The organism is Streptomyces koelreuteriae, assembly GCF_018604545.1.
Lineage (GTDB): Bacteria > Actinomycetota > Actinomycetes > Streptomycetales > Streptomycetaceae > Streptomyces > Streptomyces koelreuteriae.
On sequence record NZ_CP075896.1, the window covers coordinates 5,948,218 to 5,971,781 of the forward strand.

General features: G+C 69.8%; 25 protein-coding genes and 1 tRNA gene. 14 read left to right on the plus strand and 12 right to left on the minus strand.

The window, feature by feature from the left end; genetic code table 11:
- Positions 1-36 precede the first annotated feature (36 nt).
- Positions 37-1,182 carry a DUF475 domain-containing protein gene (locus tag KJK29_RS26790; protein WP_215121703.1) on the plus strand — a complete coding sequence of 382 codons (1,146 nt, stop codon included), beginning with the start codon at positions 37-39 and terminating at the stop codon, positions 1,180-1,182.
- Between the two features lie 130 nt (positions 1,183-1,312).
- Positions 1,313-2,053: a TerD family protein gene (locus KJK29_RS26795; protein ID WP_215121704.1), complete on the plus strand. Its 741-nt coding sequence runs from the start codon at positions 1,313-1,315 to the stop codon at positions 2,051-2,053.
- Positions 2,054-2,087: 34 nt separating this feature from the next.
- Here the strand turns inward: KJK29_RS26795 and KJK29_RS26800 are convergent, their stop codons facing one another.
- Positions 2,088-2,963 carry a TerD family protein gene (locus KJK29_RS26800; protein WP_215121705.1) on the minus strand — a complete coding sequence of 292 codons (876 nt, stop codon included), beginning with the start codon at positions 2,961-2,963 and terminating at the stop codon, positions 2,088-2,090.
- A gap of 227 nt (positions 2,964-3,190) precedes the next feature.
- Here KJK29_RS26800 and KJK29_RS26805 point away from each other — a divergent pair, with 227 nt between their 5' ends.
- Genes KJK29_RS26805 through KJK29_RS26815 form a run of 3 tightly spaced genes read left to right on the plus strand, consistent with a single transcriptional unit; the run spans position 3,191 to position 7,790 of the window.
- Complete coding sequence (locus KJK29_RS26805) at positions 3,191-4,357, plus strand: HpcH/HpaI aldolase/citrate lyase family protein (protein ID WP_215121706.1); 1,167 nt, start codon at positions 3,191-3,193, stop codon at positions 4,355-4,357.
- 44 nt (positions 4,358-4,401) lie between these two features.
- Complete coding sequence (locus tag KJK29_RS26810) at positions 4,402-6,981, plus strand: phosphoribosyltransferase (RefSeq protein WP_215121708.1); 2,580 nt, start codon at positions 4,402-4,404, stop codon at positions 6,979-6,981.
- Entirely contained in the window at positions 6,981-7,790 is an 810-nt protein-coding gene (locus tag KJK29_RS26815) for an HAD family hydrolase (RefSeq protein WP_215121709.1), read from the plus strand. The genes KJK29_RS26810 and KJK29_RS26815 overlap by 1 nt, the downstream gene beginning before the upstream one ends.
- Here the strand turns inward: KJK29_RS26815 and KJK29_RS26820 are convergent.
- Both KJK29_RS26820 and KJK29_RS26825 read right to left on the minus strand, forming a co-directional pair.
- Positions 7,711-8,499: a DedA family protein gene (locus KJK29_RS26820; protein ID WP_215121710.1), complete on the minus strand. Its 789-nt coding sequence runs from the start codon at positions 8,497-8,499 to the stop codon at positions 7,711-7,713. The two genes, KJK29_RS26815 and KJK29_RS26820, sit on opposite strands and share 80 nt — an antisense overlap.
- A 69-nt stretch (positions 8,500-8,568) precedes the next feature.
- Positions 8,569-8,790, minus strand: coding sequence for an FmdB family zinc ribbon protein (locus KJK29_RS26825; protein WP_215121711.1), 222 nt, complete (start codon positions 8,788-8,790; stop codon positions 8,569-8,571).
- 214 nt (positions 8,791-9,004) lie between these two features.
- On the opposite strand from KJK29_RS26825, the gene KJK29_RS26830 reads away from it, so the two are divergent.
- From KJK29_RS26830 to KJK29_RS26840, 3 genes are all read left to right on the plus strand, one after another.
- Complete coding sequence (locus KJK29_RS26830; RefSeq protein WP_215124474.1) at positions 9,005-11,149, plus strand: transglycosylase domain-containing protein; 2,145 nt, start codon at positions 9,005-9,007, stop codon at positions 11,147-11,149.
- Positions 11,150-11,206: 57 nt separating this feature from the next.
- Positions 11,207-12,484, plus strand: coding sequence for a polysaccharide deacetylase family protein (locus KJK29_RS26835; RefSeq protein ID WP_215121712.1), 1,278 nt, complete (start codon positions 11,207-11,209; stop codon positions 12,482-12,484).
- A gap of 104 nt (positions 12,485-12,588) precedes the next feature.
- Positions 12,589-13,743: an amidase domain-containing protein gene (locus KJK29_RS26840; protein ID WP_251057949.1), complete on the plus strand. Its 1,155-nt coding sequence runs from the start codon at positions 12,589-12,591 to the stop codon at positions 13,741-13,743.
- Between the two features lie 19 nt (positions 13,744-13,762).
- Here KJK29_RS26840 and KJK29_RS26845 read toward each other — a convergent pair whose 3' ends face one another.
- Positions 13,763-15,175 carry a hypothetical protein gene (locus tag KJK29_RS26845; protein ID WP_215121715.1) on the minus strand — a complete coding sequence of 471 codons (1,413 nt, stop codon included), beginning with the start codon at positions 15,173-15,175 and terminating at the stop codon, positions 13,763-13,765.
- 74 nt (positions 15,176-15,249) lie between these two features.
- Positions 15,250-16,047 (minus strand): DUF4097 family beta strand repeat-containing protein, encoded by a 798-nt coding sequence (locus KJK29_RS26850; protein WP_215121717.1) that lies wholly within the window; start codon positions 16,045-16,047, stop codon positions 15,250-15,252.
- A gap of 202 nt (positions 16,048-16,249) precedes the next feature.
- On the opposite strand from KJK29_RS26850, the gene KJK29_RS26855 reads away from it, so the two are divergent.
- Positions 16,250-16,321 (plus strand) — tRNA-Val (locus tag KJK29_RS26855).
- A 193-nt stretch (positions 16,322-16,514) separates the two neighbouring features.
- On the opposite strand, the gene KJK29_RS39205 is transcribed toward KJK29_RS26855, so the two are convergent.
- The 3 genes from KJK29_RS39205 to KJK29_RS26865 form a co-directional block, all read right to left on the minus strand.
- Complete coding sequence (locus KJK29_RS39205) at positions 16,515-16,643, minus strand: hypothetical protein (RefSeq protein WP_255961304.1); 129 nt, start codon at positions 16,641-16,643, stop codon at positions 16,515-16,517.
- 22 nt (positions 16,644-16,665) lie between these two features.
- Positions 16,666-17,124 (minus strand): glycine-rich domain-containing protein, encoded by a 459-nt coding sequence (locus KJK29_RS26860; protein WP_215124475.1) that lies wholly within the window; start codon positions 17,122-17,124, stop codon positions 16,666-16,668.
- Positions 17,125-17,273: 149 nt separating this feature from the next.
- Positions 17,274-17,831 carry a DUF6415 family natural product biosynthesis protein gene (locus KJK29_RS26865; RefSeq protein WP_215121718.1) on the minus strand — a complete coding sequence of 186 codons (558 nt, stop codon included), beginning with the start codon at positions 17,829-17,831 and terminating at the stop codon, positions 17,274-17,276.
- Positions 17,832-18,064: 233 nt separating this feature from the next.
- On the opposite strand from KJK29_RS26865, the gene KJK29_RS26870 reads away from it, so the two are divergent.
- Genes KJK29_RS26870 through KJK29_RS26880 form a run of 3 tightly spaced genes read left to right on the plus strand, consistent with a single transcriptional unit; the run spans position 18,065 to position 19,705 of the window.
- On the plus strand, positions 18,065-18,325 hold the full coding sequence (locus KJK29_RS26870; RefSeq protein ID WP_215121719.1) for a hypothetical protein: 261 nt from the start codon (positions 18,065-18,067) through the stop codon (positions 18,323-18,325).
- The gene (locus tag KJK29_RS26875) at positions 18,297-18,824 is read left to right on the plus strand and encodes a DUF6879 family protein (RefSeq protein WP_215121720.1); all 528 of its coding nucleotides are present in this window, start codon (positions 18,297-18,299) and stop codon (positions 18,822-18,824) included. The genes KJK29_RS26870 and KJK29_RS26875 overlap by 29 nt, the downstream gene beginning before the upstream one ends.
- A gap of 26 nt (positions 18,825-18,850) precedes the next feature.
- A complete protein-coding gene (locus KJK29_RS26880) occupies positions 18,851-19,705 on the plus strand; it encodes a helix-turn-helix domain-containing protein (protein ID WP_215121721.1) in 855 nt (284 codons plus the stop codon).
- 169 nt (positions 19,706-19,874) lie between these two features.
- Here KJK29_RS26880 and KJK29_RS26885 read toward each other — a convergent pair whose 3' ends face one another.
- The 3 genes from KJK29_RS26885 to KJK29_RS26895 form a co-directional block, all read right to left on the minus strand.
- On the minus strand, positions 19,875-20,516 hold the full coding sequence (locus KJK29_RS26885; protein WP_215121722.1) for a PASTA domain-containing protein: 642 nt from the start codon (positions 20,514-20,516) through the stop codon (positions 19,875-19,877).
- A 259-nt stretch (positions 20,517-20,775) separates the two neighbouring features.
- Positions 20,776-21,087, minus strand: coding sequence for a hypothetical protein (locus KJK29_RS26890; protein WP_215121723.1), 312 nt, complete (start codon positions 21,085-21,087; stop codon positions 20,776-20,778).
- Positions 21,088-21,416: 329 nt separating this feature from the next.
- On the minus strand, positions 21,417-21,941 hold the full coding sequence (locus KJK29_RS26895) for a hypothetical protein (RefSeq protein ID WP_215121724.1): 525 nt from the start codon (positions 21,939-21,941) through the stop codon (positions 21,417-21,419).
- A gap of 122 nt (positions 21,942-22,063) precedes the next feature.
- On the opposite strand from KJK29_RS26895, the gene KJK29_RS38975 reads away from it, so the two are divergent.
- Both KJK29_RS38975 and KJK29_RS26900 read left to right on the plus strand, forming a co-directional pair.
- Positions 22,064-22,477 (plus strand): DUF6153 family protein, encoded by a 414-nt coding sequence (locus KJK29_RS38975; protein WP_251057950.1) that lies wholly within the window; start codon positions 22,064-22,066, stop codon positions 22,475-22,477.
- Between the two features lie 109 nt (positions 22,478-22,586).
- On the plus strand, positions 22,587-23,171 hold the full coding sequence (locus tag KJK29_RS26900; RefSeq protein WP_215121725.1) for a DUF305 domain-containing protein: 585 nt from the start codon (positions 22,587-22,589) through the stop codon (positions 23,169-23,171).
- An 11-nt stretch (positions 23,172-23,182) separates the two neighbouring features.
- Here the strand turns inward: KJK29_RS26900 and KJK29_RS26905 are convergent, their stop codons facing one another.
- Positions 23,183-23,536: a hypothetical protein gene (locus KJK29_RS26905; protein ID WP_215121727.1), complete on the minus strand. Its 354-nt coding sequence runs from the start codon at positions 23,534-23,536 to the stop codon at positions 23,183-23,185.
- Positions 23,537-23,564: the final 28 nt, after the last annotated feature.

A 23,564-nucleotide genomic window follows, 5' to 3' on the forward strand; every position in this document is an offset into this window, starting at 1 on the left:
GCGGGGGAGCCCCGTACACACACGATTGGGTAGCCAGTGGTTCTGAAAACCTTCGGGTGGTCGTTCGCGGTCACCGCGCTCGGCCTGGTCGCAGCGATTCTCTACGGAGGGTGGACCGCGTTCGGCGTCGTAGCGATCCTGTCCGTCCTCGAGATCTCGCTGTCCTTCGACAACGCGGTGGTCAACGCCGGGATCCTGAAGAAGATGAATGCCTTCTGGCAGAAGATCTTCCTCACGATCGGCATCCTGATCGCCGTCTTCGGCATGCGACTGGTCTTCCCTGTCGTGATCGTCGCGATCAGCGCCCAGCTGGGGCCGATCGAGGCCGTCGACCTCGCGCTCACCGACAAGGACCAGTACCAGCAGTACGTCACCGACGCCCACCCGTCGATCGCCGCCTTCGGTGGCATGTTCCTGCTGATGATCTTCCTCGACTTCATCTTCGAGGACCGGGACATCAAGTGGCTCGGCTGGCTGGAGCGCCCGCTGGCCAAGCTCGGCAAGGTCGACATGCTGTCGGTCTGCATCGCCCTGATCATCCTGCTGATCTCCTCGATGACCTTCGGCGCCAACGCCCACCAGCACGGCGGCACCCACGCCGACAAGGCGGAGACCGTCCTGCTCTCCGGTGTCATGGGTCTGATCACCTACATGATCGTCGGCGGCCTCTCCGGCTACTTCGAGGACAAGCTCGAAGAGGAGGAGGAGCGCGAGCACGAGGCCGAGGAGAAGGCCGCCCGCGAAGGCAAGCCCAAGTCGGCCGTCAAGCTGGCCGGCAAGGCCGCGTTCTTCATGTTCCTCTACCTCGAGGTCCTGGACGCCTCCTTCTCCTTCGACGGTGTGATCGGCGCCTTCGCCATCACCAACGACATCGTCCTGATGGCCCTCGGCCTCGGCATCGGCGCCATGTACGTCCGGTCCCTCACGGTCTACCTGGTCCGCGAGGGCACCCTCGACGACTACGTCTACCTGGAGCACGGCGCGCACTACGCGATCGGCGCGCTCGCCCTGGTCCTGCTCGTCACCATCCAGTACGAGATCAACGAGTTCATCACCGGCCTCATCGGTGTCGTGCTGATCGGCGCCTCCTTCTGGTCCTCCGTGCGCCGCAACCGCGCCATCGCGGCGGCCGAGGGAAAAGCCGGCTCGGACGAGAAGACTGAGGTCTCGTCCGGGGTGTGACACCCCTCCGGGTGAGGAACGCTCTGTGCGGGGCGGCTGCCGAGGCGAGTCCTCGGCGCCGCCCCGTCGGGCTGTCACGACCGTGGGACATGCGATGACCTGCGGTCTCCAAGTGAAGGTGGGGGGCGGAATGGGCCTGTTCGACGGACTCGGGCGCGGGCGGAACACGCAGTTCGACTCGGGCCACGCGGCAACGAACGCGATCGAGCTGACCAAGCGGCACGCGCAGATATCACTCACCAAGCAGGACGCGGCCACCGGCCATCTGCGCGTCAATCTGAGCTGGCGGATGCGCACGTCCGACATCGGCGGCCCCCAGCGCGAGAGCCTGCTGCGGCACCCCTTCCGGGCCCTGAAGCCCCCTGAGGTCGTCGGCCACAGCCAGAGCATGGTCAACGTCGACCTCGACCTGGGCTGCCTCTACGAGCTCCAGGACGGCACCAAGGGCGTCGTCCAGCCCCTCGGCGGCTACTTCGGCGACGTCAACGCCCCGCCGTACGTCAAGCTCAGCGGCGACGACCGCTTCGGCTCCGGGTCCGGCGAGACGATGTACATCAACCTCGACCACCGCGAAAACATCAAGCGGCTCCTGGTCTTCGTCTACATCTACGACCAGACACCCGCCTTCGACCGCACCCACGCCAGCGTCACCCTCTACCCGAGCAGCGGCCCGCGCATCGAGATCCACCTCGACGAACGCCAGCCGCAGGCGCGCTCCTGTGCCGTCGTCATGATCGAGAAGGTCAAGAACGACGAGATCATCGTGCGCCGCGAGGCGAAGTTCGTCTACGGCTTCCAGGCCGAGCTGGACCGGCTGTACGGGTGGGGTCTGCAGTGGGGCCGGGGCTACAAGACGAAGGTCGAGCGCTGAGGGCCCGCCCTTGAGGGGGCGGGCCCGGGGCTTCTCAGCGTCCGATGAACTGCGGACCCTGCGGGGGCAGGCGGAAGTCCGGGTCGGGGGCCGCGGTGATCGGCGGCGGATAGCCGTAGCCGGTCTGCGCCCCCGTGACGCCGGCCGCGGCCGGAGCCTGGGGATAGCCGTAGGCGGGCTGGCTCGCGGGCTGCGGGTAGCCGTACGCCGGCTGCGTCGTCGCGGGCTGCTGGGGCGGATAGCCGTAGGCGGGCTGCGCGGGGACGACGGTCGGCTGCTCCGGAGGCAGCGGCCGCGACACCTCGGGGGCGGGCGCTTGCGTGGTCGCGGCCGTGGTGGGCAGGGCCGACGTCTCCTGCGCGGCCTCCGACTCGTCCACCGAGATGCCGTAGTCGGTCGCGAGCCCCTGCAGCCCGTTCGAATAGCCCTCGCCGAGCGCCCGGAACTTCCAGCCCTCGCCGCGCCGGTACAGCTCGCCGCAGATCAGCGCGGTCTCCTCGCCCGTCTCCGGCTTGACGTCGAAGTACGCCAGCGCTTCCGCCTCGGTGCCCGCCGCGTCGTACAGCAGGATGCGCAGCGCCTGTACGCGGTCGAACGGGATGCCGTCCGCCGATGCGACCAGCAGAATCCGGCTGACTCCCGACTCGACACCGGTGAGCTCTGTCTGGATCGTGTCGGTCAGGCCCTCGGCTGCCCGCTTCTTGCCGAGCCGCCACACCTTCCCCGAGGGGTGCCGGGGCTGGTTGTAGAAGACGAAGTCCTCGTCGGAGCGCACACGACCGTCGGGGCCGAGGAGCAGCGCGGAGGCATCGACGTCCGGAACCCCCTGTCCGGGTGTCCAGCGCAGCACGGCGCGCACCGTGGTGGCTTCCAGCGGGACGTTCGACCCCTTCAGCATCGCGTGCGTCATGCGGTCATCCTGCCTTCTCGGTCCTGCTCACGACAACGCGGGGCCGGGCTCCACGAGCGGCGCCGACGGCCGTCGCGGACTACCGTCGTCATGGCCGGGCCTGGCTGTGCTTGCCCGCGTTACCTGAAATTCATGCCTGACGGGAACCTCTGACATGGACTTCTACGTACTATTACCGGCCACCTTTCGACGATTCGCAGGCCGCACGACAACCACGGGGGAGTTCCATGCGTCATTTCGGGCACATCGCGCCTGAGGTGCGGAAGCGTCTCTTCCACCGCGAGCCGTGTGTGTTCACGCCGGACTCCCCGGCCCGGCTGCTCGCGGCGGCCCTGGGCGCCACGCTCTACAGTCCGGCCACCCGCCCCCGCCTCGCCGACGACGTCCTCAAGCAGGCCGGTCGCGGAGTCGTCTCCATGGTGCTGTGCCTGGAGGACTCGATCGACGACGCGGACGTCGGCCCGGGCGAGGAGAACCTCGTCCGCCAGTTCGAGGCCCTCGACGGCCTCCCGGACGCGGACCTGCCCCTGCTGTTCATCCGGGTCCGCGCCCCCGAGCAGATCCCCGACCTCGTCCGACGGCTCGGCACCTCGGCCCGGCTGCTGTCCGGATTCGTACTGCCGAAGTTCACCGCGGAGCGCGGCATCCCCTTCCTCGAGGCACTGGCGAGCGCCGAGGCCGAAAGCGGCCGTCGCCTTTTCGCCATGCCGGTGCTGGAGTCGCCGGAGCTGCTCTACCGCGAGTCCCGGGTGGAGACCCTGGAGGGCATCTCCCGGGCCGTCGACAAGTACCGCGACCGCGTGCTCGCCCTGCGCCTCGGCGTCACTGACTTCTGCTCCTCCTACGGGCTGCGCAGAGGCCCCGACATGACGGCGTACGACGTGCAGATCGTCGCCTCCGTGATCGCCGACGTGGTGAACATGCTGGGCCGCGCCGACGGGACCGGCTTCACCGTGACCGGGCCGGTGTGGGAGTACTTCCGGGTCCAGGAGCGCATGTTCAAGCCGCTGCTGCGGCAGAGCCCCTTCCTCGAGGTGCAGGCCGCGGAACTGCGCGAGAAGCTGATCGAGCACGCCATGGACGGCCTGCTCAGGGAGATCTCCCTCGACCAGGCCAACGGCCTGCTGGGCAAGACCTGCATCCACCCCTCCCATGTGCTCCCGGTGCACGCCCTGTCGGTCGTCAGCCACGAGGAGTTCTCCGACGCCCAGGACATCCTGCGCCCCGAGCGGGGCGGCGGGGGTGTGCTTCGATCGTCGTACACGAACAAGATGAACGAGGTGAAGCCGCATCGGGCCTGGGCCGAGCGGACCCTGCTGCGAGCCGAGGTTTTCGGCGTGGCGAACGAGGACATCGGCTTCGTGGAACTGCTCGCCGCCGGCCTGCCCGGCTGACGCGGCCCGGCATCCGCGGGGCATCCGACGAATTCGAACGGTTGGTGGAGAAGGCAGTGAACGAGGGGGTGCGCGGCGAGGTGCGCGACGAAGCCGGCGGTGTCTGGTCCGGCAGCTGGGTCGCGGAGCGGCTGGGCGTCGAGCTCGTCGGCGACGACCGGCTGACCGGCCTGCTGGGGCTGGCGCTGCGCCGCAACCCCAAGCGGGCCCATCTGCTGGTGTCGAACGTGCTGGGCAAGCACGTGCCGCAGTCGCCGTCCGTCGTCTACGGCCACGGTGTCGAGCTCGGCCGCCGGGTGCGAGCGCTGCTGGGCGAGGAGGAGTCGGCCCGGGCGGTCGTCCTCGGCTACGCGGAGACCGCGACCGGCCTCGGCCACTCCGTCGCCGACGGGCTGGGCCTCGCGCCCTACCTGCACTCCACGCGCCGCCCCGTCGCCGGTCTCGCGGCGGCCGGCGGCTTCGAGGAGGCCCACTCGCACGCGACCTCGCATCTGCTGCTGCCGGAGGATCCCGCGCTGCTGAGCGGGGAAGGGCCGCTGGTCCTGGTCGACGACGAGTTCTCCACGGGTAACACGGTGCTGAACACCGTACGAGATCTTCATGGGCGGTATCCGCGGCGGAGGTATGTCGTGGTGGCGCTGGTGGACATGCGGTCGGCGGAGGACGCGGGGCGGTTGGAGGGGTTCGCTCGGGAGATCGGGGCGCGGGTGGATCTCGTCGCTGCGGCTTCCGGGACTGTGCGGCTGCCTGAGGGGGTGTTGGAGCGGGGGCAGGAGTTGGTGGCGCGGTACGAGGCCGAGAGTGCGGCGGAGGGTTCGTCGGCGGGTGCGGCTGCGTCGTGGCCGGTCGCGCAGTTCCCCGCGCCCCCAATAGGGGCGTATCGCCAACGCCCTCAAGGGGCGCGGGGAACTGCGCGAACAGCCCCCACCGGCCCGCACCCGGAAGACAACCGCATCGACCTGCACTGGCCGGCCAACCTGCCGGACGGCGCCCGGCATGGGTTCACCCCGGCCCATCGGGAGCGGCTGGAGGCCGCCCTGCCCGGCATGGCGGCCAGGATCGCCGACGCCCTGCCCGAAGACGCCCGCCGCGTGCACATCCTCGGCTTCGAAGAGCTGATGTACACCCCCCTCCGACTCGCCGCCGCGCTGGAGCGGACCGCGCCGGACATCGAGGTCCGCTACTCGACCACCACCCGCTCACCCGTCCTGGCCGTCGACGACCCCGGCTACGCGATACGCACCCGCCTCGCCTTCCCCGCCCACGACGACCCGGCCGACGGCCCGGGGGAGCGATACGCCTACAACGTCGCCGGCGCCGGATTCGACGCCGTCGTCGTGGTCGTCGACTCGGCCGGGGACACCCCCGCGCTGCACGCGCCCGACGGTCTGACGGCCCGGCTCGCCGCGCACACGCCGCGGGTCCTGCTCGCCGTCATACCGTCGTACGTCCCCGAAAGGCCCTCCATGCTGCCCGAGCCCCTGCGCGGCCCCGACTTCTCCTCGTACGCGCCCGAGGAGGTCGGCTGGCTGCTCCAGGACCTCTCGGACGTGACGCTGGAGGCGCCGACCGAGGAGCGCGAGGAGGCAATCCAGAGCGGTGGCGCCCACTACGCGGAGTCGCTGCCCGTGGAGTACCAGCCGAGCGAGCGGTACCAGGAGCTGTTCCACGCCGCGCTGGCCGACTCGGCGGCCCGTATCGCCCGGGCGACCGGCGTCGTCACGGAGACGATCCTCGCCGAGCGGGGGCCGCGCCCGGTGCTGGTCTCCCTGGCCCGCGCGGGAACCCCCGTCGGCATCCTGATGCGCCGCTGGGCCCAGTACCGGCATGGCCTCGACCTGCCGCACTACGCCGTCTCGATCGTCCGGGGCCGCGGCATCGACGCCAACGCGCTGCGCTGGCTCGCCGCGCACCACGACCCCCGGGACGTCGTCTTCGTCGACGGCTGGACCGGCAAGGGCGCCATCACCCGCGAACTCGCCCAGGCCCTTGAGGAGTTCGAGAAGTCCGACGGCATCACCGGCTTCGACCCCGAGATCGCGGTGCTCGCCGACCCGGGCTCCTGCGTACGGACCTACGGCACCCGCGAGGACTTCCTCATCCCCTCCGCCTGCCTCAACTCCACCGTCTCCGGCCTGATCTCGCGGACCGTGCTGCGGGCGGACCTGGTCGGTCCGCACGACTTCCACGGCGCGAAGTTCTACCGCGAACTCGCCGCCACCGACGTCTCGGTGGCCTTCCTGGACGCCGTCTCCGCCCGCTTCCCCGAGATCGAGGACGCGGCCTGCGCCCAGGCCAAGGACCTGCTCGCCGCCGACCGCTCACCCACCTGGGAGGGCTGGGCCGCCGTCGAGCGCATCAGTGAGGAGTACGGCATCCACGACGTGAACCTCGTCAAGCCCGGCGTCGGCGAGACCACCCGGGTGCTGCTGCGCCGCGTGCCCTGGAAGATCCTGGCCCGTGCCGGGGCGGGCAGCGACCTCGACCATGTACGCCTGCTGGCCGAGCAGCGCGGCGTACCCGTCGAGGAGACCGCCGAACTGCCCTACACCTGCGTCGGGTTGATCCACCCCAAGTACACCCGGGGTGCGACCGGCGCCGACGGCAAGGCGGTGTCCCTCTGATGCGCGCACTCGTCGCCAGCGACCTCGATCGCACCCTGATCTACTCCGCCGCCGCCCTGGCGCTGACCATGCCGGACGCCCGGGCGCCCCGGCTGCTGTGCGTGGAGGTGCACGAGAGCAAGCCGCTGTCGTACATGACGGAGACGGCGGCCGGGCTTCTCACCGACCTGGGCGACGCGGCCGTGTTCGTGCCGACGACGACCCGGACGCGCAAGCAGTACCAGCGCATCAACCTGCCGGGCCCCGCGCCCACGTACGCGATCTGCGCGAACGGCGGCCACCTCCTGGTGGACGGGGTCTCCGACCCCGACTGGCACGCCCGGGTGACCGCGCGGCTGGCCGAGGAGTGCGCGTCCCTCGCCGAGGTGCAGGAGCACCTGCTGAGGGCCGCCGACCCGGTCTGGGTGCGCAAGCACCGCGTCGCCGACGATCTGTTCGCCTACCTCGTCGTCGAGCGGGAACTGCTCGACGAGGACTGGGTGAAGGAACTCGCGGTGTGGGCGGAGAACCGCGGCTGGACCGTGTCGCTGCAGGGCCGCAAGATCTACGCGGTCCCGGGGCCGCTCACCAAGAGCGCGGCGCTGCGTGAGGTCGCCCGGAGGACGGGCGCCGATCTGACCCTCGCCGCGGGGGACTCCCTGCTCGACGCGGACCTGCTTCTCGCGGCCGACCGGGGCTGGCGGCCCGGCCATGGGGAGCTGGCCGACACCGGCTTCACGGCGCCGTCGGTCAGGGTGCTTCCCGAGCGTGGCGTCCTCGCCGGGGAGCGGATTCTGCGGGAGTTTCTGGAGACAGTACGGGGCGCCTGAGAACTCGGGTGTCCTGGTCGTCGTGCGGGTGCGGGTTCGCGGTGGCTTGTCGCGCAGTTCCCCGCGCCCCTTCGGGGCGCTTCGCCTTGGGGCGTCGCAGGAGCCGGACTCCGGCGAAGACCGCCACCGCCAGCGCCGCCACGACCAGGACCACCTTGGAGTAGGTGGACACGATGTCCGTGACCTGGTGCCAGTTCGCGCCGAGGAAGTAGCCCGCGAGGACGAACACCGTGTTCCAGATCGCGCTGCCCAGCGTGGTCAGACCGAGGAACACCGGCAGCCGCATGCGCTCGACACCGGCCGGTACGGAGATCAGGCTGCGGAAGATCGGGATCATCCGGCCGAAGAACACGGCCTTGGTGCCGTGCTTCAGGAACCACGCCTCCGTCTTCTCGATGTCGGAGACCTTCACCAGTGGCAGCCGTGCCGCGATCGCCACCGTCCGGTCCCGGCCGAGCAGCGCGCCGACGCCGTACAGCGCGAGCGCGCCGATCACCGAGCCGGCCGTCGTCCACAGCAGGACCGCGAGCAGGCTCATCCGCCCGCTGCTCGCGGCGAACCCGGCGAGGGGCAGGATCACCTCGCTGGGCAGCGGCGGGAACAGGTTCTCCAGGGCGATGGCGAGACCGGCACCCGGGGCGCCCAGCGCGTCCATGAGGTCGTTGACCCACTGCGGTCCGGCGTCCGCGGCGGCGGCGATGGCTGTCATGCCGACCACGCTAGAAAACCGGACCTGAAGGGTTCCTGAGGAAGCCCGCGGCGGTGGGCGTCGCCGGGGTCAGCCGCAGCAGCCGCCCCCGCAGCAACCGCCGCCGCCACCGCCCGCGGGAGGCGCCGGTGCCGGGGCGGAGCCCGAGCCGGCCACCGCGACCGTGGAAAGGAGCTTCACCGTGTCGTCGTGACCCGACGGGCACGCCGCGGGAGCGGAGGACTCCGCCATGGGACGGCTCAGTTCGAAGGTGTCGCCGCAGGTCCGGCAGCGGTACTCATAGCGAGGCATGCGCACAGATTAGTCGCCGGCTACCGGAAGGACGCCCTTCGGGACTGGTCCGGGATCATTCTTGTCCGATCCGGTGTGGAGAATATGTAAAGGCCACTGGTAACTTTCGATCGTCGCGAGGAGCCGCAGCCAGGCCCCTCCGCGCGAGCACCACCGTAAGCGGGGGAGGGGAGACACAGCCGTGACCAGGGCTGGGTGGGAACCGGACGAGACCATGCAGTTGAAGGTTCCCGCTTCCCCAGATACCGAAGACGCGGACCGGACGGAACGCGCGGACGAGACCGTGCAATTGCGTACGGCGGCGGTGTCGGCGACGGAGGGGAGCGGGTCCGACGGGCCGCGCCGTCGGCGCAAAGCGCCCCGGCCTACCCCGCTGTCCCGCGTGCGCGCCGCCGCAGGACCGCGGCTTGCCCCACTCGTCTCCCGCGCGGCGCCCTACGCCCGCCGCCTGAGGCCCTGCTACCCGCACGCCGACCGCACCGGCTGGCGTCGCTGGGCGCCCTCCTGGCGGCAGTGGCTCGGTGCCGCGCTGACCTTCACCGGCCTGGCCCTCGGCTTCCTCGGTATCGCCTACGCCGCCACCGACATCCCGGAGAACCTCAACTCGTACGCCACTCAGCAGGACAACGTCTACTACTGGTCCGACGGGACGCCCATGGCGCGCACCGGCTGGGTGCAGCGGCAGGCGATGCCGCTGGAGGACATACCCGAGGACGTCCGCAACGCGGTGCTGGCGGCGGAGAACGCGAGTTTCTACAGCGACCCCGGCATCTCCGTCAGCGGGATCACCCGCGCCCTGTGGCGCACCGTCGGCGAGGGCAACACCCAGGGCGGCTCCACCATCACCCAGCAGTACGTCAAGAACGTCTACCTCAACCAGGACCGCTCGGTCAGCCGCAAGTTCACCGAGGCCATGCTCGCCCTCAAGCTCGACAACCAGATGAGCAAGGACGACATCCTCGAGGGCTACCTCAACACCAGCTGGTTCGGCCGCGGCACCTACGGGATCCAGCGCGCGTCCCAGGCCTACTACGGCAAGGAGGTGGGCGAACTCGACGCCGGCGAGGCCGCCTTCCTCGCCTCCCTCCTCAAGGGCGCGGGGCTCTACGACCCGGCCCTGAGCAAGGACAACCACGCCCGGGCCGTGGAGCGCTGGTCCTGGATCCTCGACCGCATGGTCGACAACGGCATGCTGTCGAAGTCCGAGCGGGCCACGTACAAGGAGTTCCCCGAGCCGCTGAAGCACGCACAGAGCTTCGACACCGGCAAGCAGAGCGACTACCTCGTGGAGCTGGCCGCCCAGTACACCAAGAAGGCCACGCACATCTCGGACAAGGAGTTCGACCTCGGCGGCTACCAGATCTACACGACCTTCGACCGCAAGCAGGAGACGGCGCTCACCGACGCCGTGACCAAGGCCCGCAAGCAGGCGCGCAAGGACGACGCGGCCAAGGCCAAGACCCTGCACTTCGGCGCCGCCTCGGTGGCCGCCGACGGGCGGATCCTCGCCGTCCATGGCGGCCCCGACCACCGCAGGCAGGGCTACAACGAGTCGAACGCGACCACCGTGCCCGCCGGTTCGGCCTTCCTGCCGTTCGTCTACGCCGCCGCCCTGGAGCACGGCGTGCGCAAGACCCGCGAGGGCCCCGTGACCCGGGTGACCCCGCAGTCGCTGTACGACGCGGACGACGGCATCCCCGTCATGACCCCCGAAGGGCCCTACTGGGACCGCGGTGGCAAGAAGGTCACCTCCCACAACGACGGCAAGCGGTCCTACGGGCGGATCAGCCTGAGCCGGGCCCTCGCCCTGTCGGCGAACACACCGTTCATGCAGCTCGGCATGGAGACCGGCCTGGACAAGGTGCGCGACACCGCTCAGGCGGCGGGCCTGCTCTCCTCCAGCTTCGGCCCGCAGGTGCCCGGGTTGTCCCTGGGCAGCGCCACGCCCAGCGCGATCCGCATGGCGAGCGGGTACGCCACGTTCGCCGCCGCCGGTACACACGTCGAGCCGTTCTCGGTGGCCCGGATCACCCGCAACGGCTCCACGGTCCCGTTGGCGAAGCCGCAGTCCCGCCGGGCGATGCGGGCGGGCGTGGCCGAGGCGGTCCAGTCCGCCCTCAAGGACGCCTTCCGCACCGCCCACGCCGGGGCGGACCCGGCGCCCGAGGTGGCCGGGAAGGCCGGCACCGTGCAGAACGACACCGCGTCCTGGTACGTCGGCACGGCCAGTTCCGTGTCGACGGCCGTCGTGGCCTACCGCATCGACCTCGGCAAGAGCCTCGAACCGCTGCCGTTGCAGGGGATCGCGGACGACAGCGTGCCGTACCGCATCTGGTCCGGTGCCCGGGGCCTCGGCTGACCCCCGCGCCCCGGCCCGACCGCACCATCCCCGCCCCCCTCGCAGAATGAGCCGCGCATGAAGTCACCGTCCGGCCGCCGCCGCCGGCCCCGCGCATCCCGCCGCACTCCGTCCCCGGGGATATTGACCCTGGCGGCCCTGTTCGTCGCCGCGTCCCTGGTCTCGGGCTACCTCGTACTGAACCGCCCGGGCACCACCACTCCCACCGCCTCCTCCGAGGCCGACAGACAGACCTCCGCGAAGGGGGACCAGGAGCCCCGGTGGGACGGCCGGACCAAGGTCCTCGGGGACGGCTCCACCTCCTACACCGGTCCGCAGAAGGGGCAGTTGAAGCCCGTGCCGCTCAAGCCGGGTGAGAAGCCGCCCCAGTTCGTGGTCTTCTCCTGGGACGGCGCGCTGCAGGGCGACGACGAACTCTTCTCGCACTACCGGCAACTGGCCGACCGGTACAACGCGAACATGACCTTCTTCCTCACGGGCATCTACCTGGTGCCCAAGGGCAAGAAGGAGCTCTATTCCCCGCCCCAGCACGACAAAGGCTCGGCGGCGATCAGCTACGCCACCGACGAGCACATCCGCACCACGGTGCGGGAGCTCGGCAAGGCGTGGCAGGGCGGGAACGAGATCGGCACCCACTTCAACGGCCACTTCTGCGGCGACAAGGGCGGCGGCGACTGGAGCGTCGAGGAGTGGAAGAGCGAGATCGACCAGTTCTACGGCTTCGTCGAGAAGTGGAAGACCAACACCGGCTTCCAGGACGTCGACCCGCTGCCCTTCGACATCAGGAAGGAGGTCACCGGCGGCCGCGCGCCCTGCCTGGAGGGCCAGAAGAACCTGCTGAAGGCCGCCGAGGGCTACAAATGGCGCTACGACGCCAGCTCCGCGGGCGACTTCCAGATATGGCCCGTCAAGAAGAAGGGCATCTGGGACTTCCCGCTGCAGATGCTCCCCTACGAGGGCGGCAAGTACCAGGGCCTGTCGATGGACTTCAACTTCCTCTACAACCAGTCCGAGGGCGAGACCGAGGGCGATCCGGCGAAGTACCCCGAGTGGGAGGAAGAGACGGTCGCCTCCTACATGTCGGGCTTCAACCGCGTCTACTACGGCAGCCGGGCCCCGCTGTTCATCGGCAACCACTTCGAGGACTGGAACGGCGGCATCTACATGCGGGCCGTGGACCGGGTCGTCAAGGACATGTGCACCAAGAAGGACGTCAAGTGCGTGTCCTTCAGGGAACTGGCCGACTGGCTCGATGTGCAGAAGCCCGAGACGCTGCAGCGGCTGCGCGGCCTGGACCCGGCGCAGTCGCCCGACTGGTCGACCGTCGTGAAGTAACAGGGGCAACCCTCTTCACAGAGACCACACACCCCATGCAAAGATCTCTCACCCCGGCAACCCTTGGCCGGGGCTAGAGGGGAACTTCAGTGAAGTCAAGGAAATTGAACGGGACGCGACGGCGCGTCACGATACTCGGGGCCGCGGCCACCTCGGTCGTCGCCGGAGTCGCCCTGCTGCCCAACTGGAACGCGGGCGCGGCGGTCCTCGACGACCCGACGGTGGACGCGCGGACCAAGGCCACCTTCCAGCGGCTGGCCGACGCGGTCTTCACCGATCGCACCAACGCCCTCGTCGACGGCGGGCGGGCTGATCAGCAGAAGCCGCTGACCGACGGCTTCTCCGGCGACGTCGAGCTGTCCTCCGGTACGGCCCGCTCCGAGGACGCCACCCTCTCCGCGCTGGGGCAGCGCAAGGAGAGCCTGGCGAAGGCGGGCGAGAAGTACGGCAAGGCCGCCACCACCGTCACCCTGGACGCCACGCGGGTGACCGGCCGTACGGCCAAGGCCGAGGTCACCGAGACCACGACCCTGACCTACGCCCAGGCCCGTGGCGACGCCCCGAAGACCACCGGCTTCCAGACCCGGCACGAGCTGACCTTCAAGGCCGACCGACGGGGCGACTGGAAGCTGACCGGCATCCGCGACACCGACCAGGGTGGTCTCGCGGTGAACACGCTCTCCAAGCCGGCCCCCGTCAAGGCGAAGGCCGCCGACGACACCATGCCCAGCGCCCCGCGCGCGGCGACCACCGGCAACCCGGCCGCCGTACCGAAGACCGGCACGACGTACGACTACAAGGCCATGGCGGCCTACGCCGAGAAGCACTGGAACGTCTACAACAAGGACTACCCGGACTTCAGCGGCCGCGGCGCCGGCGGCGACTGCACCAACTTCGTCAGCCAGGCCCTGAAGGCGGGCGGCTGGAAGCACGCGCCCGGCTATGTGTACGACTACACCAAGTGGTTCGGCAACGCCGACATCCAGTCGCACTCGTTCATCGGCGTCAACGAGTGGTCCTGGTTCGCCCAGAACTCCAAGCGGACCAAGCCGCTCGCCAACGTCTACCAGCTCGAGGTCGGTGACGTCCTCCAGATGGACTTCAACCGGGACGGGTCCAAGGACCACACGATGATCGTCACGTCCAAGACCGGCGGCATGCCCTACGTGACGTACCACTCCACCAACACGTTCCGCAGGTCGGTGGCGAGCCTCGTCGCGTCGGATCCGAACGCGTACTACTACGCCTTCCGCACCTGAGACCGGGCCGGGGCCGGGCTCAGTGCCCGGTCCCTCGCTCCTCGCGGATCCGGGAGACCACCCGGGCCACCGCCCGGCGTACGGCCTCCGTCTCCGTGAGGAAGTGCCAGTAGTCCGGGTGGCGGCCGTCGAGGGTGGCGACGGCGCGGTCCAGGCGGGAGACGGCGTCGTCCAGGGGGCGGGCGTCCTGCGGGTCGGGGGTGTTGCGGCCGGCCATGGCGAGGCGCTGGGCGTCGCGGATGGCGAAGCGGGTGCGTTCGATCTCCTGCTGGGGGTCCTTCTGCACCGCGTTCAGCCGGTGCAGGCGGTCGCCGGCGGCCGAGACGGCCTCGTCGGTGCTGTTCAGCAGGGCCCGCACGGTCGACAGCAGGGCCGTCGCGTCGGCCCAGCGCTGCTCGGCGCGGGCGGAGCGGGCCTCGGCCAGCTTCGTCTCGGCCTGGCGGACGTGCTCGGCGGCGTCGTCGGGGACGCGCTGGAGGTCCTGCCAGCAGGCCGCGGTGAAGCGACGGCGGAGTTCGCTGAGGATCGGGTCCACCTGCTCGGAGCGGGTGGTCAGGGCCTGTGCGCGGGTGCGCAGGGAGACGAGCCGGTGGTCGATCTCGGCGGCCCGGTCCGGCAGCCGCTCGGCCTCCACCCGGATCGCCTCTGCCTCGCGGGTGACCCGCTCGGCCCGCTCCAGGGTCTCCGGCACGCCGTGCCGGCCGGCGCCCTGGTTCAGCTTGGTCAGCTCCGGGGAGAGCGCGGCGAGCCGGGCGGCGAGATCGTCCGCCTTCAGCTGCGACGCCCGTACGGAGTCGAGTGCGTTGGAGGCGCCGAGCAGGGCCTGGCGGGCGCGCTCTACGGCGGGGGCGAGACGGGCCAGCTGGGTCTCGGCCTTGCCGAGCAGCGGGCCGAGGCCCTCGGTGAACCGGTCCAGCTCCTGCTTGACCCGGTCCAGCTCCTCCTTGGCGGCGGTCAGCTCGCCTCGGGCCCGGGAGGCGGTCGAGGCCTCCAGGTCGTCGCGGTCGAGATCGTGCGCGTCGACGGCGTTGATGTACCGGTGGCTGACCTCGTCGATACGGCGGCCCAGGGCGTCGAAATCGGCGACGGCGCGCCGCGCGGCCGGGGAGTCGTCGACAGCGGTGATCGTCTCTATCGAGATGCGCAGGTCACGCTGGGCGGTGTCCAGCTCGTAGAAGGCGGCCGCCGCGGCGTCCTTCGCGGCCTGGGCCTCGGCCCGCTGGTTCTCGGCACGGCCGCCGAACCAGCGCCGGGTGCCCCCGCCCGCGAAGGCGGCGGGCAGCGCCAGCGCGGCCACCAGCGGCAGCGCCATCAGGGCGAACGCGTCCCTCAGCGGACCGCGCGGACGGTCCGGGACCCGTGGGAGCGGGCGGCGTGGTCTGGGCGCGCACGGCACCGACGGCGAATCCGGCTGCCCTGGTGTCGCCGTCACATCCCTCTCCCGTGCTGTGGTCCGCCCTGCCCCGTGTCATTCTCCCACCGGTTGAGGACGAACACACGGGCCGATCAGTTCGCTGTTCGGACCGTCACACTGCCGTCGCCGGTCCGGGCGGACACCACATGGGGGCTGCTCTCGTCGCGGGGCACGGACACATCCACCCCGCCGTCGCCCGTCCGCGTGCTCACGCGGTAGGTCGCCTCGGGCAGCGCGATGGTCACGGAACCGTCGCCGCCACGGGACTCCACACGGTCCGGTACGACACCGAGTTCGAGGCGGGCCGAGCCGTCGCCGGTCTGCGTGCGGATGTCACGGGAGGAGACCTCCGCACGGATGGATCCGTCACCGGTGCGCAGCTCCAGCGGCCCGCTGGTGTCGGTGACCCGGACGGAACCGTCGCCCGTACGAATACTCAGCGGATCCCGGAAGCCCCGTGCGCGCACGCTGCCGTCGCCCTCCCGGACCTTCACGGTGATGCCGCGGGGCACCTCGACGCGGTGCTTGGCCGCGCAGTCGGCGACGACACCGGAGCACTTCAGCCGCAGCACCAGCCGATCGTCCCGCATCGACCAGGTGACCCTCGGCTCCTTGCCGACGACGACCGAGCCCTGGAACCACCGGGTGACCTCGATCTTGCCCTCCGGGTTCGCGTCGGCGGCGACGATCTCCAGGGCCGAGTCGTCGGAGTCGACGGTCAGAGTGCGCCCCTGGAGGTCGAACGTCCGCTGCTCGGGCTCGGTGTCGTCCCCGGCGGACGCCCCGCAGGCACTCAGCCCGGCGACGAGAACGGCCACGGCACCGGCGACGGCGACCGCGCGGGCGGAGGCGGTACGAACGGTGCCGACGGTACGGACGATGCGAGCCATGACGATCTCCCCCTGGACGTACTACAGGCGCTCCCCTGAGCGCTCTACGACCGTATGGACCCCGGCCCCGCCTGAGGATCCGGACCACTCCCGGATCCGAACGGGGGATAACCCCCGGCCCGCCCCACCGAAAGAGGATTGCCGGTCAGCACCCCGGGCCATGTAGGCTGTCGACTCGTCCTGGGCGTATGCCCCGGGACCCGGGTGCGTAGCTCAGGGGTAGAGCGCCTGCCTTACAAGCAGGATGTCGGCGGTTCGAAACCGTCCGCGCCCACAGGCTAGACAGCTGGTCAGAGGCCCTCCAGGGAGTAACTGGGGGGCCTCTCCGGTTGTTCCCTGCGGATGACCAGGCAGCGCCAAGCCGACCTTGTGGACTCGCTGTCGGACAGATCGTGTGTGGGCGGCCCCGGGGCGTCGAGGGGACGCCGGCCGGGGCCCCGGGCTCAGCCCGCAGACCTGGCCGAGGTTCAGAGCTTGCGGGGGATCACGAACCCCCGGACAGGCCGCTGCTCCTTCGGGTCGCGCGATGCGGGCTGCTGCGTGCGCTTCCACGCCGCCACCAGTTCCGCATAGCGAGGATCGATCCACTCGGACACGGCGCCTCCCTTCGCCGGCAGGCTACGCCACGCTCGGCTTCGGCTTCGGCTTCGGCGTGACGACGATCGTGCACTCCGGGGCGTGCTGGCACTTCGCCGCCACCGACGCCAAGGTCTCCTCGGACGGCGGCCCCCACAGCTGTGTATCCACATCCCATCCCAGCTCCGTGATCTTCTCGCGCGTCCGGTCCAGGATCGGCGGGTCGTAGTTCGTGGGGTCGTAGCCCGGGAAATGATGCACGAACTCGCCGCCGAGGGACTGGCACAGGTCGGTGTAGATCGCGGTGTGCAGGATGAGGGCGTGCCAGCCCTCGTCCACGATGCGCGACGGAGCCAGGCCGACCCCCGGGTTCCGGGAACAGACGGCGACGAACTTCAGGCCCTCCTCGACGATCCGGCCGGCCAGCTCTTCGGTCATGCTCGGGTTGGCGTCCATGACGGTGCGGCGGCAGCTGTCGAACTGCTTGTCGGTGATGAGCATGCGGGGCAGGGCCGGGATCGGCTCGGGGTCGGGTCCGGGGTTCGGCGGTACGCTCACGATGACTCCTTCGCTTCTCGCGTATGGGGTTGGCCCCGCCCGCGCCGGGGTTCTTCGCGGGATTCACCGGCCGGGCGGGGAGTCCGGGAGGGCTACTGCTGTCCCTGGCGGATCGCTCGCCGGGCCTGCCGGTACTCCTCGTACAGCCGCTCTTCTTCCTCGCAGGGAAGTCCGGCGTTCGCGCCCTGGTCGTTCATGGCTCGGCAGGTCGGGCACCTCACGCAGTGATCTGCCAGGCGCACGAATGCCCTTTGCACGGGCGTCTCCTCGACTCCCGCGCTGACGATCTCGTAGTGGTCGCACAGGGCGACCAGGACGCGCGCGAGTCGCCGCGCGTACATCACGCTGCCGCTGAGTGGGGCGAAGGCGAGTTCGGGCGCACGGAGCTGGCCGCCGGCCTCGCTTGCACAGGCCCGGGCGCTGGAACCGGTCGGGGCATTCTCCGGCAGCAGTCCGGCCGCCCGCTCGACCTCCGGTGCGAGCAGTTCGATGTGCCCGCGCAGTGCGGCGGTGAGCGTGTCCAGCTCCTCACCGGCCGGCGGCACGGCGTCGGGAGTGCTGTCCGGGCCCAGCACGCGGTGCGCGGTCTCGCGCATCGTCGCGATGTCCGGCGGGGCTTCGACCAGGGTCGGTGGGGCTGTAGCGGTCACGGCGTCGACGCTCCTCGCAGCGTGGGGCCACGCCCCGGGAGGCCTCCACCTCGCCGGGGTTCTGTCGTGACTCCTGACGCTAGAAGCGTGGTGTGCGCCACAGCCAGTGGTGTGCGAATGTGTGCGTGCAGACGTACACAGAGCGGGTGTTGACTGCTTCGCGCCCTTGACCAGGCGTACCCCCGGCGGGACGGTGGTGCAGAAAACCCCACATCGCGTGGAAGGTGCCTGACGTGCCGCTACTGTTCATCGGGATCGATCCGGAGACCGGCCAGGACAAGAGCCCCACCGTGTGGATCGACCAGGCGAAGCGAGAGATCGTTCTGCAGGGGTACAAGCCGGACGCCGAAACCGAGGCGGCCTGCGCTGCGTTCGACGTGCCGGGACACGCGAAGGGCATCCCGGACGACGAGGCAGTGATCCGAATCCCGGCCCGGATGGTGTCGATGATCAGGGAGGCGTGCGATGCCGTCGAACGAGCCGACATTCGCTGAGCTGTTGGCGGACTGCGCACGCTCCGCTGTGCACTTGGAGATGCGGGACGCCTACGCCGTCGGTGACGAGGCCCAGGACTTCAGCACCTGGCTCAGTACGGGGCAGCGGGACACCGACCCCGCCTCGGAATACTGGACACCCTGGGTTGACCTGATCTCCGACACCGTGGCCCGGGGCGTCGTCGTACGGCGCGCTCGCATCGTCTCCGAGCCCGTCTCCGACTACATCCGGTACGAGCACGCCGCGACGGGTGTCAACGTCCAGGCAGGCGAACAGGTGCGCTGGCTCTCTCGTAGCCATGCCTCGGACCTGGCACTCCCCGGCAACGACTTCTGGCTGTTTGACGACCACGTGATCCGCTGGCATCACTTCGCTGGCGACGGAACATGGGTCCGCCAGGAGATCTCCGCGGATCCGACAAACGCCAAGCTGTGCGCCGAGTCCTTCGAGGCCGTGTGGGCACGCGCCGTTCCACACGACCAGTACGAGATCCACTGACAGGGAAACACCGGTAGGCCAGCTTGATGTCCGTCTCCCCCTCGTCCTCCGCCCAGGCCGCCCGCGAAGCCGTCGCCAGACGCCTACGCGAGCTCCGCAAGGAGGCAGGATTGACGATCGTCCAGCTGGCCGCCGCGTGCCGTTGGCACCACTCCAAGACGTCCCGCGTCGAGAACGCCCTGCAATCACCGACCACCACGGACATCCGCCTGTGGTGCTCCGCCACTGGCGCCACGGACCAGGTGCAGGACCTCATTGTTCAGTCCCTCAACGCCGAGTCCATGTACCGGGAATGGCGGCACCAGGTGCGCGCCGGCCTTAAGCATCTCCAGGACTCGGTTGCCCAGTTCTACCGAGACACCCAGCTGTTCCGTGTCTATTCCTCCACGATCGTTCCGGGCCTGCTCCAGACTGAGGGATATGCGACCGCAGTCCTGCGCGCCGCCGCACGCTTCCGGGACCTGCCGACCGACGACAGTGCCGAGGCGGCCCGCGCCCGCGTCGAACGATCCCGTGTGATCTACGAGCAAGGCCACCGGTTCGTCATCGTGCTCGAGGAAGCTGTCCTTCACTGCCAGATGGCCGACGCGGACGCGATGGCAGCCCAGTTGGGCAACCTGCTCTCGGCCGGTGCCCTGCCGGCGGTATCGCTCGGCATCATCCCCATGGCGGCGGGTGAGCGCCGGCAGTGGCCGGAGGAGACGTTCCAGGTGTACGACGACCAGATGGTGTCGGTTGAGTTGGTCTCCGCTGAGGTGAAGGTAACGCAGCCCTGCGAGGTCGCTCTGTACCTGAAGACGTTCGAGCAACTGCGCGCTATGGCCGTGTACGGCGCCGAGGCCCGTGCGTTGATCTTGCGCGCGATTGAGGCTCTGCACTGAACCAGGGCGCGACGCAGGGCCCTCTCCTGCCCGAAGGTGAGAGGAGGGGCATCGCGTAGGCGTGACGGTGTCGATCAGGCCGGTTGCCGTGACGGCATAGCCAGCTCATCGGGACGTGCGAAGACCCGGCCGCGGGAACGGGGCGGCCGGGCCGGTCAACGGGGTCAGATCAGCAGGACTCCTTGAACTTCACCGCAGTGAGGGTCACTGGCTGGCCGTCCAACTTGGCGCCGGCCGCAGGCTCCTGACTGCACACCTTCCAGTTCGACTCCATCAGAACCATGCGGTCCTGGCCGGAGGCATCGGTGACGGTGATGCTCGTCGAGGAGTCGAGGGCCTGGCGGGCGACCTTGACGGCCTTGCCCGTGAAGTCGGGCATCGTGCCGCCGGCGGCCTCCGGGGCTGCGCCTTCGTCCTTGGCCGGGCAGTCCTCTTCGAGCTTGACCGTTGCGAAGTCGACCTTGGTGTCGGTCGGGTGCTCGCCGGCTTGCGGGGTCTGGGAGCACACCTTCCAGTTCCGGTCGAATGCCTGCATGCGGTCGCGGCCGAGTGCGTCGTGCGAGGTGAGGGTGTAGAACCCTGCGTCTTGGGCTTGGTCTTGCGCAGACTGGAGGCCCTTGCCGGTCATGTCGGGCAGTGACGCCATCTCGGCCTTCGTCGTGTCGGCGCTGGTGTTGCTGCCGGTGTCGGCCTTCTCGTTGGTGCCCTGGCTGCTCTTGGAACTGCCGCTGCTGGCGTCGGTGCCTTCGCAGGCGGTGAGCGTGAGCAGGGCGGCCGCGATGAGTGCGGTGGCGGTGGTGTGCTTGATCATGGTGTCCCCCTGGGTGGTGCAGGTGCTGGGGGAGCATCATGCGTCACGTGAAGTATGTGTGGACACTGAGTGACGTTCCTGTGACACGAATGAGTGCTAGTTGCAGCCGCTTCCGGGCATGCCGGCTGCAACTGGTGCGGCCGCTCCTCCCGCGCGGCTGCCTTGTCGGGGGTCTCGCTGATGAGGGCCATCCAACCGTCGATCGATGGCGCATGCCGAGAAGGCCGGATCGTAGTGGCGCGCACCAGCAGCGCGGGAGCTACGGCGTATCGCCGCCGATACTGTCGTTGATCGAGCCGTCGTCGTAGTAGTCGAGGACGTCCTGGTCCTTTTGCGGCAGGTTGTCGAACGCGTTGCTGATCACCAGCGCCCCGTAGTCGTCCTCCTTCACATCCTTGCAGGCGTTCGGCTTCCCCTCTCTGCCGGCCTTCGACTGTGCGGCGAGGGCCTTCTGGCAGCCCTTCACGATGTCGTCGTATGACGGCTGCAGCAGCCAGATGGTGAGCCCGGTCGCCAGCCCGACGAAGGCGAGCGCGGCGGCGCTGATGATGGTGATGGTGCGGCGTTTCATGGGTCCCCCCAGGGATGTTGTGCAGGGCGGCATCATGCGCGCCTGTCGGTGCCGCGTGAAGTCGAATTGCCTGATCTGTTACGTTCCTTCGGCTTCTTCGAATTGCCCGGGATAGGCCTCACGGCGGGCTAGAGTCGGACGCCGTGATTGCCCTGGTATTCGGAACCATCGGCTTGGACGCCGTGGAGCTGGGGGGGGAGGATCCCGCTCGGCGGTGTACCGGGTCCACGCCCAGAACGTGTTCAGTCGTGTCTGGCGCACGCTGAACATCCGGACGTAGCAGGGCGGATGCCTTCCGGGGAGTTCCGGAAGGCATTTCGCATGTGGGATCAGTAGTTCGCGTTGGCGAGCAGTTCGCCGTCCTTGTCGTAGACGGTCACGAGGCCGTTCTCGGACTCGTAGCAGGATGTGAACGCGGAGGCGATGAGTTTGCCCTCGCCCTGGTGGGGGCCCATGATGCCGCCGGTGTAGTCGGTGAAGACCTCGGCCGAGTCGAGGATGTCGTTGCGCTTGTCCGCGCCGGTCACCTTGGTGACGTGCTCGACCGCGGCCTTCTCGGTGTCCGTGCCGTTCTTGGCGACGCACCTGAGGAACTGCTCGGCCTGGGACTTCTCGTCGGCCGGCTTTGCCCTGCTCTTTCCGCCGTCTCCGGGCTTGCTGTCGGCGGCGATGGCCTTGTCCTTGTTCGAGGTGTCCGTGCTCTCGCTGCTTCCGCCGCCCGTGGCGACGGCGACGATGACGAAGAGGCCGATGATGCCCGCGCATCCGAGGCCCGCGATCTTGCCGGCACTGCGCTTCTTCGGCTGCTGGGGCGGGTAGGGCTGGTTGGGCTGCTGCGGGTACTGCTGGCTCATGGTTTCCCCTCGGGGTCATTCGTGTCGTGCGGGGTGCATGACCTGGGGAGGGGCGGCGCGGTTGCAGGCGGCTGAACCAGTTCGCCCGATCGGGGCATGAGCGGTCGCACACCTTCTCTACGATGGGCAGCGTGAACGGCCCCGTCCCGTGTGCCCCGCGCCCCGTCGTCCGGCGGTGGCGTGTGCTGTGTGTGCTGGGGCTGTTGGCGGGGTTGCTGGGGATGCACGGGCTGGCGCCCGGGGGTGTCCCGTGGGGGACGCACGCGGAGCAGGCGACGCACTCGCCCCACCGTCACGCGGACCAGAGCCATTCCCAGGGCATGTCCTACGGGCATTGCGGTGGCGGGTCCGTTCAGCATGCCGACGCGACCTGTGCTTCGGGTGCCCTGAGTGGTGGGCCGGTGTTGCCCGCGCTGGTGCCCGACCCCGTTGCCGGGGGTGTGGGGGAGGGCGTCGTACGGGTGTTGGCGGTCGGGGAGGCGGATGGTGCGCGTGCTCCGCCTTCGCTCGCCGAGCTTCAGCTTCTGCGGATCTAGACACCGCCGCGCACGCATCGCGCCGGGGCCGACGCCCTTGCCGGTGCGGTGTGGTGCGTCGTCGTGTCCTAGTTCCGTTCCCCCTCCTTGCAGAAGCAGGAGTTCACGTATGAACAGCATTCGTACTCTCACGCGCCGGGCCGCCCTCGTGGTGGCTGCCGGTGCCGGTGCCTTCCTCCTCGCCGCGTGTGGCGGCGACGGCGGCGGTGCCGCACACAACGCCCAGGACGTCTCCTTCGCGCAGGGCATGATCCCGCACCACCGGCAGGCGCTGGAGATGGCGGAACTGGCCGAGGGCCGGGCCGCGTCCGGTGCGGTCAAGGCGCTGGCGGCGCGGGTCGAGAAGGCGCAGGGCCCGGAGATCAAGACCCTGACCGGGTGGCTGGAGCAGTGGGGTGAGGACGCCCCCGAGTCGGCGGGCGGCATGGATCATTCCGCCGCGGGCCACTCCGGCATGTCCGGGATGATGGGCGGCGAGGACATGGCCGAGCTGGAGAAGGCCGCGGGCAAGGCCTTCGACACGAAGTTCCTGGCCCTGATGGTCGAGCACCACGAGGGTGCCGTGAAGATGGCCGCCCTTGAGGAGAGCGAGGGGCGGTACGGGCCCGCCAAGGACATGGCCGGTGACATCGTCGCCGCGCAGAACGCCGAGATCGGCCAGATGAACAAGCTCCTGGGCAAGAGTCGCGGCTGACGCCCCCGCGGTTACGAGGCTCCGTCGGGTTCCTCCGGCGGAGCCTCGTGCGCGTGCTTCAGCTGGGAGCGGGCCGACACCCGCTCGGGGCCGGTGAGTTCGGACCAGTAGCGGTGGGTGCTGAGGAACACCGCCAGTTCGTGCTCCCGTCGGCGGAGCTTCTCCACCTCGGCCTGTTCGTCGGCGCTCCAGCCGGGGGAGGCGGGGCGTTCGACCTTGCGCCAGCCGTTGTCGTCGCTGAAGCCGTCCACCGGCTCGACCGACCAGGGCAGCCGCTTCAGCAGGACCGACAGCTCGGCGCGGACCTGATGGAGTTCCTCCTGACCGGCGAGGAGGTCACTCGGAAAGTCATAGGTCGTAGCCACGCATCAATGATACGCCTGTTCGAATTTG